A 12,211-nucleotide genomic window follows, 5' to 3' on the forward strand; every position below is an offset into this window, starting at 1 on the left:
CTGATCTCCCCGCCGCCGCACCACGACATCTATTCGATCGAGGACCTTGCGCAGCTCATCCACGACCTGAAGAACGCCAACCCGCGTGCCCGCATCCACGTGAAGCTGGTGTCGGAGGTCGGTGTCGGCACGGTCGCGGCGGGCGTGTCCAAGGCCCACGCGGACGTGGTGCTGATCTCCGGGCACGACGGCGGCACCGGCGCCTCGCCGCTGTCGTCGATCAAGCACGCCGGCGGCCCGTGGGAGCTGGGCCTGGCGGAGACGCAGCAGACGCTGCTGGCCAACCGCCTGCGCGACCGGATCGTCGTGCAGACCGACGGCCAGCTCAAGACCGGCCGCGACGTGGTGATCGCCGCGCTGCTCGGCGCGGAGGAGTTCGGTTTCGCCACCGCTCCGCTCGTGGTGTCGGGCTGCATCATGATGCGCGTGTGTCACCTCGACACGTGCCCGGTCGGCGTCGCGACGCAGAACCCCAAGCTGCGCGAGAAGTTCTCCGGCAAGGCCGAGTACGTGGTGAACTTCTTCGAGTTCATCGCGCAGGAGGTGCGGGAGTACCTGGCGGCGCTGGGCTTCCGGTCCGTCGCCGAGGCCGTCGGCCACGCCGAGATGCTCGACACGCGCAAGGCCGTCGAGCACTGGAAGGCGTCGGGGCTCGACCTTTCGCCGATCTTCCACGTGCCCGAGCTGGAGCCGCGCGCGGCGCGGCACCAGGTGGTCGCGCAGGACCACGGCCTGGACAAGGCGCTGGACAACACGCTGATCCAGCTCGCCGAGGGCGCACTGTCCTCCGGCGACAAGGTGCGGCTCGAACTACCGGTGCGCAACGTGAACCGCACCGTCGGCACCATGCTCGGCTCTGAGCTGACCAAGCGCTGGGGCGGCGAGGGCCTGCCCGACGACACGATCGACATCACCTTCACCGGCACCGCGGGGCAGTCGTTCGGCGCGTTCGTGCCGAAGGGCATCACGCTGCGGCTGCTCGGCGACGGCAACGACTACGTCGGCAAGGGCCTCTCCGGTGGCCGGATCATCGTGCGCCCGCCGAGGGAGTCGCCGATCACCGCCGAGGAGCACATCATCGCGGGCAACGTGATCGGCTACGGCGCCACGAGCGGCGAGCTGTTCCTGCGCGGCAAGGTCGGCGAGCGGTTCTGCGTGCGCAACTCGGGCGCGCTGGCCGTCGTCGAGGGTGTCGGCGATCACGGCTGCGAGTACATGACCGGCGGCAAGGTCGTCGTGCTCGGCGCGACGGGCCGCAACTTCGCGGCGGGCATGTCGGGCGGCATCGCCTACGTGCTGGACCTGAGGCTGGGCCGCGTCAACCGCGAGATGGTGGACCTCGACGAGCTCGACCAGGCCGACGCTGACTTCCTGCGCGAGGCCGTGGAGCGGCACTACGCCGAGACGGAGTCGGCCGTCGCGCACAAGCTGCTCACCGACTGGGAGTCCGCACTGTCGCGGTTCGCGAAGGTCATGCCCAAGGACTACAAGCGTGTCCTGCACGCTCAGGCTGCGGCCGAGCGCGACGGCAGGGACGTGAACGAAGCGATCATGGAGGCCGCACATGGCTGACCCCAAGGGTTTTCTCACCACGAAGCGGGAGACGCCGAAGTCGCGCCCGGTCGACATCCGGATCAAGGACTGGCGTGAGGTCTACGAGGACTTCGAGCGGACCAAGCTCAAGGACCAGGCCGGCCGGTGCATGGACTGCGGCATCCCGTTCTGCCACCAGGGCTGCCCGCTGGGCAACCTGATCCCGGAGTGGAACACGCTCACGTGGCGCGACGACTGGCGCGACGCGATCGAGCGGCTGCACGCCACGAACAACTTCCCGGAGTTCACCGGCACCCTTTGCCCCGCGCCGTGCGAGACCGCGTGCGTGCTGGGGATCAACGACGACCCGGTGACCATCAAGCGCGTCGAGATCTCGATCATCGACCGCGCGTGGGACGAGGGCTGGGTGACCCCGCAGGTGCCCGAGACCCGCACCGGCAAGAAGGTCGCCGTGGTGGGCTCTGGCCCGTCGGGGCTGGCGGCGGCGCAGCAGCTGACGCGGGCCGGGCACGACGTGGTGGTGTTCGAGCGGGCCGACGCGATCGGCGGCCTGCTCCGCTACGGCATCCCCGAGTTCAAGATGGAAAAGCACCGCCTCGACCGCAGGCTGGAACAGATGCGGGCCGAGGGCACGGAGTTCCGCGCGGGCGTGAACGTCGGCGAGGACGTCACGGTCGAGCAGCTGCGCTCCGAGTACGACGCCGTGGTGCTCGCGGGCGGCGCGACGGCGTGGCGCGACCTGCCGGTCCCCGGCCGCGAGTCGGCCGGCGTGTACCAGGCGATGGAGTACCTGCCGTTCGCCAACCGCGTCGCGGCCGGCACGCTCGACACCCCGCCGATCACCGCCGAGGGCAAGGACGTCGTGGTGATCGGTGGCGGCGACACCGGCGCCGACTGCGTCGGCACCGCGCACCGGCAGGGCGCGAGGTCGGTGACGCAGCTGGAGATCATGCCGAAGCCGCCGCAGTCGCGTTCGGACGCTCACCCGTGGCCGATGTACCCGATGATCTACCGGGTCTCCTCGGCGCACGAGGAGGGCGGCGAGCGGCTGTACTCGGTGAACACGCAGGAGTTCCTCGCCGACGACGAGGGCAACCTGCGGGCGCTGAAGCTGGTGGAGGTGCGCAACGAGGGCGGCAGGTTCGTGCCCGTCGAGGGCACCGAGCGGGAGCTGCCCGCGCAGCTGGTGCTGCTGGCGATGGGCTTCGTCGGCCCGCAGCGCGAGGGCCTGCTCGAGCAGCTCGGCGTGGAGCTGGACGAACGCGGCAACGTCAAGCGCGACGCGTCCTACAAGACGAGCGTGGACAACGTTTTCGTGGCCGGTGACATGGGCCGCGGTCAGTCGCTGATCGTGTGGGCCATCGCGGAGGGCCGCTCCGCGGCCGCGGGCGTGGACGCCCACCTCACGGGCCGCGACGTGCTCCCGAGGCCGATCGCCCCCACGGACCGTCCGATCGCGTAACCCCTACGCCGGGGCGGGCTGGAGGTCGAGGGTGCCCGCCTTGGCGGAGGCCACCAGGTCGTGCCACTGGTCGAGGCTCATCTGGATGCGCTGGCCGAAGTCGTCGGTGATGACGACGCGCTTGTCCTCCGGCGCGTCGTGGTCGACGAACAGCTCGGGGCAGCCGCAGTTGCAGTTGCCGCAGAACGTGGCGATGTGCTGGGCCATGTAAGCCTCCTCGAAGTGCGTGCCGGGAAGTCGGCGGACACCGGGCCGGTGAGGCCATGCGGGACGGACCGGCCCGGTGTGGTCCGACGCCAGAGCAAGTCGTGCGGCGGCGCGCTCGGGTTCCGGCTCGCCCGATGATCACCCGTTCGTGGCCGTTCGTTCCGCGGCGCGTCACCAGAGGGCCAGCGCACGTGGTGAAGCTGGCGACGTGAACCCCACCGCTGGAACGCCCGACGTCTCCCGCCGCCTGCTGTTGCAGGCCGCAGTCGGCACCCCCGTCGCCCTCGCCGCCACCGCGTCGCTGGGCGCCGCGCCCGCCGAGGCCGCGGGCGGCACTCCCGCCGACGCGACCGTGCCCCGCTTCTCGATCGCCGTCCTTCCCGACACCCAGTACCTGATCGACGAGGGCGGTTCGGACCCAGAGCCCGTGCGGGAGGCGCTGAGCCACGTGGTGCGCAACCGCAAGGACGCGGGCATCGTCTTCCTCGCCCACCTCGGTGACGTCACCGAACACGGCACCGAAGCCGAGATGCGCACCGCCGACCGCGTCTTCGACGCGATCCACGGCAAGCTGCCCTACAGCGTGCTCGGCGGCAACCACGACGTGAGCGGCACCGACGACGAGCGCGGCGACACACCGTACCTGCGCACGTTCGGCCCGCGCCGGTTCGCCCGGATGAGCACCTACGGCGGCTCGTCGCCGAGCGGCTACAACAGCTACCACGTGCTCTCCGGCGGGGGCCGCCGCTGGCTGCTGCTCGCCCTCGACTGGCGCGTCTCCGACGCGGGAATCCGCTGGGCGCAAGGGGTTCTCGACCAGCACCCCGAGCTGCCCGCGATACTGACCACCCACGACCTCGTGTGGGGCGAGGAGGACGGCGGGGCAGGGCTCTCGGCGCACGGGCAGCGGCTCTGGGACGGACTGATCAGGGGCAACGACCAGATCTTCCTCGCACTCGGCGGGCACTACTGGCCGACCGGGCGGACCACGCTCACCAACGAGCACGGCAACCCCGTGCACCTGCATCTCACCAACTACCAGGACCGCTACTACGGCGGCGCCGGAATGATCCGGCTGTACTCGTTCGACCTGGCGCGTGGCATGGTCGACGTGACGACGTACTCGCCGTGGCTGCTGGCCAAGGACGCGCGCAAGCGCACGCCGCTCGAGGCCGAGACCGTCGAGCTGACCGACGAGCGCGAACGGTTCAGCGTCGAGATCGACTTCGACCGCCGGTTCGCGTCGTTCGCGCCCGTGGTGCCGCCGCCGTCGCGACCTGCGCCGGACGTGCTCGTGAAGGGCACCGTGGCGTACTGGCGGTTCGACGCCTCCGGCCTGTCCGCGGCAGGCACCGACGGGGGACCGATCGCACCGGGGACGATCGCGCGCGACCTCACGGGCAACGGCAACGACCTGACCGCCGAGCGCCTGCACGCGAGCGCGGCGGACGTGCTCACGTGGTCGGCCGAGCACCACCACGACCAGCCCGCGCACGCGAGCCTGCGCTTCGACGGTGGCAAGAGCCCCGACCGCGGCGCGGTGCTGCGGGCGGCGCCGAACGCCCCGATCAACTCGATGACGTTCGAGTCCGGCTACACGATCGAGACCTTCCTCAAGCTGCCGCGGCCGTTCGAGGGCGACCACGCGTGGATGGGCGTCCTCAGCTGGGAGGGCAGGGCGGGCGACGCGGGCAAGACCAGCGGCTGGTCCGACGACGAGCCAACGTGCAGCCTCAACCTCTCCGGCGAGCGGTTCCTGCAGTTCGTGGTGTACCCGACGGACGTGGACGCGGACCCGACGTCGTGGAGCCACGCGGTGCCGGTCGGAAGGTGGATGCACGTCGCGGTGGTGAACGACGGCAGGCAGACGGTGCTCTACGTCGACGGCTCCCGCATCGCGCGCAACGCGGCGGAGCGGTCGAAGGGCATCACTACGCTGGGCAAGCCGTTCGCGATCGGCGGCACGCAGTTCGCCGAGCGCTACGGGCAGGGTTTCTACGGCTGGATCGGCGACACCCGGATCGTGGAGCGGGCGCTACGCCCGAGTCAGTTCCTCACGGCCCGGTAGTACGACATCCGGGTGAAAATGTGAACTGGGGCACACGCCCACGGGCACCGGCGCGACCTCTCGGCAGAGGCGTGGCGTTTCCGCTCTGGGGGGAGTCCAGGCACGCCGCGCCACTGGGGAGGGGAGTTCCACCGTGCCCGTGGACCTGACCAAGCCGCTGTCGTGGAAGTCCGCGCAGGGCGACGAGGCCACCATGTTGGCCGAGCTGCAGCCGAACATCGTCAAGCCGCACGTCCGCGATCACCTGTCCGTCCTCTTTGTCCGGTTCGACGACGCCGGCGAGGCGCGCGGCTTCCTGAGCGCCCTCGCCGGGCTGATGAAGTCGGCGAAGGCGCACCTGGAGGAGGTCGAGACCTTCAAGGTCGCGCACACCGGCGGCACGCCCTACGTCGGTGTGGGGCTGTCGCGGACCGGCTACGAGGCGCTGGGCATCACCGCCGCGCCGGCGGACCCGTCGTTCCGCCTCGGCATGCGCGACCCGCTGACCCGCGAGAAGCTCGCCGATCCGCCCCGGTCGAGCTGGGACGTCGCCTACCGGGACCGGATCGACGCGGTGGTGCTCGTGGGGGCGGACACCGACGCGGCGCTGACGGCCGAACGCAACGAGGTGCTGCGCCTCGTGCCCGACTCGGTCTACGTGCTTGGCGAGGAGACCGGACTGTCCAGAGTGAACGAACGCGGCGAGGGCATCGAGCACTTCGGCTACGTCGACGGCCGCAGCCAGCCGCTGTTCCTCACCGAGGACATCGACGCCGAGAAGCACACGACGGACGGCGTCAACGAGTGGGACCCCTCGGCGCCGCTCGGGCAGGTGCTCGTCGCCGACCCGGCGGCGCCGGACCCGTCGGTCCACTTCGGAAGCTACTTCGTGTTCCGCAAGCTGGAGCAGAACGTGCGCAGGTTCAAGCAGGCCGAGTCCGACCTCGCCGACGCGCTCGGCCTGACCGGTGACGACCGCGAGCGCGCCGGGGCGATGCTCGTCGGCCGCTTCGAGGACGGCACGCCGCTGACGTCCAACAGCGGGCCCGGTTCGCACAGCCCGGTCGGCAACGACTTCAGCTACGACAGCGACGACCTGGGCCAGAAGTGCCCGTTCCACGCGCATATCCGCAAAACGAACCCGCGTGGCTCTGGCGGGTTCGAGGATCCCGCCGACGAGCGCAGGCACCTCATGGCTCGGCGGGGCCAGACCTATGGCGAAAGGGCCGACGATCCGAACGGCGGCGAGCCGATCCGGGCGAGGCCCACGGGCGGTGTCGGACTGCTGTTCATGGCGTTCAACTCCGACCTCGGCGACCAGTTCGAGTTCACGCAGCAGATCTGGGCGAACAACACAGAGTTCCCGCGCGTGCCGGAAGGCACCAAACCACCCGGGCTCGATCTGGTGATCGGACAGGGACCCCGCCCGGAGACCACCTACGCACCGGCCTGGGGACGGAACGGAGCGACGCCCGCGGACCCCGCGGCACAGGCGGTGACGATGAAGGGCGGCGAGTACTTCTTCATGCCGTCCTTGGCATTCCTGCGAAACCTGTGAGGCTGAGCGGCCTTTCACATCACGTTGACACGGGAGCGCCCCCGAACTTAGCCTCGGTGGGCTGCGCGATGGCGGATGGAAGCCGGTGAGATTCCGGCACGGTCGCGCCACTGTGACCGGGTTCGCCCCGGGAGTCAGACCCACCGCCGTCGCAACCGTTCCACGAAGGGCCGCATGTAGCCCGAGGAGGTTTCCGATGTCGCAGGCGAGTGTCGCCACCCCGCGCCCCGTTCACATCCGGATCCCGTTGCGGGAGATCGTTCCGTGGGCGATCTTCGCCGGCGTGCTCGCGCTGCTCGTGCTGTTCTTCGTGAGCACGGAGGCCGGTGCCGTGGAGTTGTTCGGCACCAACGGTTTGATCCACGAGTTCGTGCACGACGGCAGGCACCTGCTGGCCTTCCCCTGCCACTGACGGCAGGCGGCCATGATGAGGACCCTGCTGGTCCGCGGGTTGCTCGCGGGCCTGGTCGCCGGTGTGCTCGCGACAGGTTTCGCCTACTTCTTCGGTGAGCCATCGGTGGATGCCTCGATCTCCATCGAGGAGGCCGGAACGTCGGCGCACGGCCATGAGCACAGTGGACCCGCCGACACCGGGCACGGCCACGGCCACGAGGAGGCACTCGTCAGCCGGGGCACGCAGAGCACGATCGGTCTGCTCACGGGTGTCGGCGCGTACGCGCTCGCGGTGGGCGGGCTGTTCGCGATCGCGTTCGCCGTGCTCCACGGCCGCGTGGGCGCTCTCCGGCCACGCCTGACGTCGGCGCTGCTGGCCGCGGGCGCGTTCGTGGTCGTGGTGCTGGTTCCGTTCCTGAAGTACCCGGCGAATCCACCCGCGGTCGGCCAGAGCGGGACGATCGGCGACCGCACGAGCCTGTATTTCGCGTTCGTCGCACTGTCACTGACGGTCGCGCTCATCGCCGTGGGTGCGGGCCACGCGCTCGCGGGGCCGCTCGGCGCGTGGCGAGGAGGACTGCTGGCGATGGGCGCCTACGTGGTGGTGATGGCCGTCGCCGCCGCGCTCATGCCGGTGATCGACGAGGTGCCGGACGGCTTCCCCGGCTCGACGCTGTGGACGTTCCGCACCGCTTCGCTGGCGACCCAGCTCGTGCTGTGGACCGCGCTGGGGCTGGTGTTCGGCGCACTGGCGGAGCGGGTGCTGCGGCCTGGCGCCGCCCCGGCGCCCGCCGAGGCGCCCGCGGAAGCAGGCCGGCGATAAGCCCGCGCCGACAGCGACGGCACCCGGTTCGGAGGCCCGCAGTGAAGGCCACCATGCCTGCGTCCAACGCAGTGAAGGTGGCCTTCACTGCAACGCGCAGGCTGCCCCACGCCGGCCCGCCCTACCCCCAAGGCTCAGCGCCAAGCCGACAGCGCCGCGGCTGCCCCGAGTGCGGCGAGGCCGACCAGCCGCGACAGCCGCACGGACCGCCGCAGGTCAGCGGTCCCCGGCGCGCGTCCGTCGCCGAGCGTGCCCCGGTTCTCACTCCTGCCGCCGTAGCTGTTGGTGCCACCGAGCCGCACGCCGAGCGCCCCCGCGAACGCGGCCTCGACCGGCCCCGCGTTGGGACTCGGGTGCCGCGCCGCGTCGCGGCGCCACGCCCGCAACGCCCGGGCGGGACGCCCGCCGACGAGCGGCGCGGCCGCCGCCGCGGCCACCGCGCTCAGCCGCGCCGGCACGAGGTTGGCAACGTCGTCGGCCCGTGCCGCCGCCCAGCCGAAGCGGACGTGCCGTGGCGAGCGGTGCCCCACCATCGCGTCGAGCGTGTTGAGCGCCCGGTAGCCGAGCAGGCCGGGCAACCCGGCGAGGCCGCCCCACACCAGCGGCGCGACCACGGCGTCGGACGTGTTCTCCGCTATCGACTCGGTCGCCGCCCGCGCCAGCCCGCCTGCGTCGAGCGCCGTCGCGTCGCGCCCGCAGAGGTGCGACAGGCGCGCACGGGCCGCCGGCAGGTCACCGGAGTCGAGCAGGCCCGCCATCGCCTCGCCCTCCGCGGCCAGCCCTCTCCCGCCCAGTACGGCCCACGTGGCGGTGGCCGTGACGGCGAAACGGGCCAGCGGCCTGCGAGCCGTCAGTGCTTGCGCCACCGCCCCGGCGCCGGCCGCGGCACCGACGCACGCCCCCGCGTACACGAGTCCTTTTTGCCGGGAATCTGCCCACATGCGCTGTTCGAGCGCATCGGCGGCCCGGCCGAACACCGCCACGGGATGACCTCGCCGCGGATCGCCGAAGATGGCGTCGGCCGCATAACCTGCGACGATCCCGGCAGCGGTGACACATTGGGAACGGAGCACAGCGCGAACCCTAGCCCGTCGGCAAGAATGCCGACCATGATGAACGATCCGAGGCGGCGGCTCACCGAGGCCGTGGCCGGGCGGCTCGAGGCCGGAGCCGCGCTGCTGCGCCGCTACGGGCGCCGCGCCCAGGGCAACGGCAGGACGTTGATCCTGGGCGGGGTCCGCTCGGGCAAGTCCCGGCACGCCGAGCAGCTCATGGCTCGCCACCCCTACGTCGTTTACGTCGCCGCAGGCCTCCCCCCGAGCGATGACGACCCCGAGTGGGCCGCGCGGGTCGCGGCGCACCGCGCCCGCAGACCGGTGTCGTGGCGGACCGTGGAGACCGCCGACCTCGCCGGCGCCCTCCGGGAGGCGAGATCGCCGGTGCTCATCGACTGCCTCGGCACGTGGGTGAGCCGCGTGCTGGACGAGGTCGGCGCCTGGCAGCAGGAGGACGGCTGGGAAGCGCGCCTCGACGAACGCCTGCAGACCTTCGTCGACGTCTGGCAGGCCACCACGGTTCCGGTCGTGGCAGTGAGCAACGAGGTCGGCAGCGGGGTCGTCCCGCCGACCGTGTCCGGCCGGATCTTCCGCGACGTGCTCGGCGCCCTCAACACCGCTGTCGCGGCGCATTCGGACACCGTGCGCCTCGTGGTGGCCGGCCGGGCTCTGGACCTGAGATAGGAGACATCACGGTGACGACAGCCGGTTCCCCCGAGATCCCTCGCATCCCCGCGCTCGACGAGAGCGCGCGGCGGCTCGCCCGCGAGCGCATCGACGGCCTCGTGAAGCCGCTCGGCGCGCTGGGCAGGGTCGAGGACCTCGCTGCCTGGCTGTGCGCCGCGCACGGCGCCGTCCCACCCCGACCGCTCGACGACGTGCGCGTGGTCGTCTTCGCGGGCGACCACGGAGTGTCGGCGTCGGCCGCCGTGTCCGCCTATCCACGCGAGATCACCGCCGCGATGGTGCGGGTGTTCCTGTCCGGAACCAGCGGCGTGAGCGTGCTGGCCCGGCAGGTGGGCGCACACGTCCGCGTGCTCGACATCGCCGTGGACGGCGGCCTCGACGACGTGCCCGCCGAGGTCCGCGCGTTCAAGGTCCGCCGCGGCTCGGAGCCCATCGACACCGCTGACGCGCTCGCCTCCGGCGAGGCCGAGCGTGGGTTCGCCGCGGGCCGCGCCGTCGCCGACGAGGAGATCGACGCGGGTGCCGACCTGCTCATCCCCGGCGACATGGGCATCGGCAACACCACGATCGCCTCCGCGCTCGTCGCCGCGACCCTGGGCGTGCCCGTCCCCGAGGTCGTGGGCGCGGGAACCGGCGTCGACGACGACGGCCGGGCCCGCAAGGTCGCCGTGATCGAGGCGGCGCTCGCCCGCGCGGGCGAGCGCGTGCGGGACCCGTTCGGGCTGCTCACCGCGCTCGGCAGCGCGTGTGCCGCCGCGACCGCCGGGTTCCTCGTGCAGGCGGCGGTCCGCGGGGTTCCCGTGCTGCTGGACGGCGTGTTCTCCGGTGCCGCCGCCCTCGTCGCCAGAGAGATCGCTCCGGAGGCCGCACAGTGGTGGCTCGCGGGTCACCGGTCGACCGAGCCCTCGCAGGCGTTCGCCCTCAAAGCGCTCGGGCTGGAGCCGATCCTGGACCTCGGACTCCGCCTCGGTGAGGGCAGCGGCGCCGTGCAGGCCGTGCCGGTGCTGCGCGGGGCACGGGCTGTGCTCGCCGAGATGGGGCGGCTCGCCGACCTTGCCTGACGCGCTCCGGATGGCGCTGGGCACGCTGACGGCGTTGCCGGTGCCCGCACCACGCAGGATCGACCGCCGGGTGGCGGGCACCGCGATGCTGCTGTCGCCCGTCGCCGCCTTGCCGCTCGCCGCGCTCGCACTCGGCGTGGTGCTGCTCGGTGACCTCGCTGGGCTGCCGCCACTCGGCACGGCGGCGCTCGCGGTGGGGGCCGTCGCGCTCGGCACCAGGGGCCTGCACCTGGACGGGCTCGCCGACACCGCCGACGGCCTCGGCCTAGCCGCGAAGGCCCGCCTCTCCCCCGAGTCGGACGGGCGTGAGCGGGCGCTGGAGATCATGCGAAGGGGCGATTCCGGGCCTGCCGGCATCGCGACCCTCGTGCTGGTGCTCGTGCTTCAGTGCGCGGCGCTCGCCGGTGCCGTCGCCGAGGGTCATGGGGCCGCCGCCGCGGTCATCGCCGTGTTCGCGAGCCGGGCGGTGCTCCCCCTGTGCTGCGCGCGGGGGGTGCCATCTGCGCGCCCCGGCGGATTGGGCGACGCCGTCGCCGGTACCGCGCCGATCTCCTTGGCGTGCCTGTGGCTCGTCGTGCTCGCGGGGGGCTCCGCGCTGGCGCCCGGGCTGCCGTGGTGGCAGGGGCCTTTGGCGGTGCTCGCGGGATTCGTGGTGGCGGGCGCGCTGCTGGCGCGGTGCGTGCAGCGGCTGGGCGGCGTCACCGGTGACGTGCTGGGCGCCTGCGTGGAAGCAGCGGCGACGGCGACGTTGCTGGTGCTGAGCGGCTGACCGAGGCGGCTGAGTCAGTCCGACTCGTCGTGGGCGCGCACGTAGCGCTCGTAGATCACGCGCGAGCCGAACGTCCTGGTCTCCACCAGGTCCAGCCGCATGGCTTCGGTGACCGGCGGCAGGAAGGGCGTGCCGCCACCGACGACGACCGGATGGCGGAACATGCGCAGCTCGTCCACGAGGCCGAGCTCGATCGCCGCCGCGGCCAGGCCGGCGCCGCCGATCGAGATGTTCTTATCGGTCACGTCGAGCGCCGCGGCGACCTCCTCCGCCACCGAAGCCACGGCGAGCCGGGCGTTGCCCTGAACGCTGTCGAGCGTGCGGCTGAAGACGACCTTCGGGAGAGCGCACCAGACGTCGGCGAACGCGGCCCCGAGCTCGTTGTCGCGCAGCGACGGATCCGTCTCCCACACCAGCATGGTCTCGTATAGCCTGCGGCCCAGCAGATAGCAGCCGAGTTCGCTTACCTGCGCGAGGTGGAAACGAAACAGCTCCTCGATAGGGGCCGTCCACGCGAACGCGCCCTCGCGGTCGGTGATGAAGCCGTCCACCGAGACACCCATCGAGTAGATCGTCGAGCTCGACATCGGGCTCT

Annotated in this window: 12 protein-coding genes and 1 riboswitch; of the genes, 9 read left to right on the forward strand and 3 right to left on the reverse strand. The window is 72.0% G+C overall.

Features of this window, described 5'->3' with window-relative positions; genetic code table 11:
• Both DI005_RS07775 and DI005_RS07780 read left to right on the forward strand, forming a co-directional pair.
• A partial coding sequence (locus DI005_RS07775) for a glutamate synthase-related protein (protein WP_233520041.1) occupies positions 1-1,572 on the forward strand: 1,572 nt, incomplete at its 5' end.
• Positions 1,565-3,016, forward strand: a complete 1,452-nt coding sequence (locus DI005_RS07780; protein ID WP_113641634.1) for a glutamate synthase subunit beta — start codon at positions 1,565-1,567, stop codon at positions 3,014-3,016. The genes DI005_RS07775 and DI005_RS07780, both read left to right, overlap by 8 nt.
• A 3-nt stretch (positions 3,017-3,019) precedes the next feature.
• Here the strand turns inward: DI005_RS07780 and DI005_RS07785 are convergent, their stop codons facing one another.
• A complete protein-coding gene (locus DI005_RS07785; RefSeq protein ID WP_112271739.1) occupies positions 3,020-3,223 on the reverse strand; it encodes a hypothetical protein in 204 nt (67 codons plus the stop codon).
• 208 nt (positions 3,224-3,431) lie between these two features.
• On the opposite strand from DI005_RS07785, the gene DI005_RS07790 reads away from it, so the two are divergent.
• The 4 genes from DI005_RS07790 (at position 3,432) to DI005_RS07805 (ending at position 8,044) form a co-directional block, all read left to right on the forward strand.
• Entirely contained in the window at positions 3,432-5,291 is a 1,860-nt protein-coding gene (locus DI005_RS07790; protein ID WP_199542632.1) for a LamG-like jellyroll fold domain-containing protein, read from the forward strand.
• A 133-nt stretch (positions 5,292-5,424) separates the two neighbouring features.
• The gene (locus tag DI005_RS07795) at positions 5,425-6,828 is read left to right on the forward strand and encodes a Dyp-type peroxidase (protein WP_113641635.1); all 1,404 of its coding nucleotides are present in this window, start codon (positions 5,425-5,427) and stop codon (positions 6,826-6,828) included.
• A gap of 40 nt (positions 6,829-6,868) precedes the next feature.
• Positions 6,869-6,988, forward strand: a riboswitch (cobalamin riboswitch).
• A gap of 36 nt (positions 6,989-7,024) precedes the next feature.
• Complete coding sequence (locus DI005_RS07800; protein WP_113641636.1) at positions 7,025-7,240, forward strand: CbtB-domain containing protein; 216 nt, start codon at positions 7,025-7,027, stop codon at positions 7,238-7,240.
• Positions 7,241-7,252: 12 nt separating this feature from the next.
• On the forward strand, positions 7,253-8,044 hold the full coding sequence (locus DI005_RS07805; protein WP_113641637.1) for a CbtA family protein: 792 nt from the start codon (positions 7,253-7,255) through the stop codon (positions 8,042-8,044).
• Positions 8,045-8,178: 134 nt separating this feature from the next.
• On the opposite strand, the gene DI005_RS07810 is transcribed toward DI005_RS07805, so the two are convergent.
• Positions 8,179-9,117, reverse strand: coding sequence for a cobalamin biosynthesis protein (locus tag DI005_RS07810; protein WP_113641638.1), 939 nt, complete (start codon positions 9,115-9,117; stop codon positions 8,179-8,181).
• 36 nt (positions 9,118-9,153) lie between these two features.
• Here DI005_RS07810 and DI005_RS07815 point away from each other — a divergent pair, with 36 nt between their 5' ends.
• The 3 genes from DI005_RS07815 to DI005_RS07825 are packed head-to-tail and all read left to right on the forward strand — an operon-like array spanning position 9,154 to position 11,616.
• Positions 9,154-9,783, forward strand: coding sequence for a bifunctional adenosylcobinamide kinase/adenosylcobinamide-phosphate guanylyltransferase (locus tag DI005_RS07815; protein WP_112272085.1), 630 nt, complete (start codon positions 9,154-9,156; stop codon positions 9,781-9,783).
• An 11-nt stretch (positions 9,784-9,794) separates the two neighbouring features.
• Complete coding sequence (gene cobT / locus DI005_RS07820) at positions 9,795-10,847, forward strand: nicotinate-nucleotide--dimethylbenzimidazole phosphoribosyltransferase (protein ID WP_113641639.1); 1,053 nt, start codon at positions 9,795-9,797, stop codon at positions 10,845-10,847.
• Positions 10,848-10,857: 10 nt separating this feature from the next.
• Positions 10,858-11,616: an adenosylcobinamide-GDP ribazoletransferase gene (locus DI005_RS07825; RefSeq protein ID WP_113641640.1), complete on the forward strand. Its 759-nt coding sequence runs from the start codon at positions 10,858-10,860 to the stop codon at positions 11,614-11,616.
• Between the two features lie 14 nt (positions 11,617-11,630).
• On the opposite strand, the gene DI005_RS07830 is transcribed toward DI005_RS07825, so the two are convergent.
• The gene (locus DI005_RS07830; RefSeq protein ID WP_112271729.1) at positions 11,631-12,203 is read right to left on the reverse strand and encodes a dihydrofolate reductase family protein; all 573 of its coding nucleotides are present in this window, start codon (positions 12,201-12,203) and stop codon (positions 11,631-11,633) included.
• Between the last annotated feature and the right edge of the window lie 8 nt (positions 12,204-12,211).

Origin of the sequence: Prauserella sp. PE36 (genome assembly GCF_003311655.1) — a bacterium.
Lineage (GTDB): Bacteria > Actinomycetota > Actinomycetes > Mycobacteriales > Pseudonocardiaceae > Prauserella_A > Prauserella_A endophytica.

Bases quoted from the DNA above. Each gene is read 5' to 3' on its own strand.
- DI005_RS07780 (WP_113641634.1), top strand. From the start codon at position 1,565: ATGGCTGACCCCAAGGGTTTTCTCACCACGAAGCGGGAGACGCCGAAG.
- DI005_RS07785 (WP_112271739.1), bottom strand. From the start codon at position 3,223: ATGGCCCAGCACATCGCCACGTTCTGCGGCAACTGCAACTGCGGCTGC.
- DI005_RS07800 (WP_113641636.1), top strand. From the start codon at position 7,025: ATGTCGCAGGCGAGTGTCGCCACCCCGCGCCCCGTTCACATCCGGATC.
- DI005_RS07805 (WP_113641637.1), top strand. From the start codon at position 7,253: ATGATGAGGACCCTGCTGGTCCGCGGGTTGCTCGCGGGCCTGGTCGCC.
- DI005_RS07815 (WP_112272085.1), top strand. From the start codon at position 9,154: ATGATGAACGATCCGAGGCGGCGGCTCACCGAGGCCGTGGCCGGGCGG.
- DI005_RS07825 (WP_113641640.1), top strand. From the start codon at position 10,858: ATGGCGCTGGGCACGCTGACGGCGTTGCCGGTGCCCGCACCACGCAGG.
- DI005_RS07830 (WP_112271729.1), bottom strand. From the start codon at position 12,203: ATGTCGAGCTCGACGATCTACTCGATGGGTGTCTCGGTGGACGGCTTC.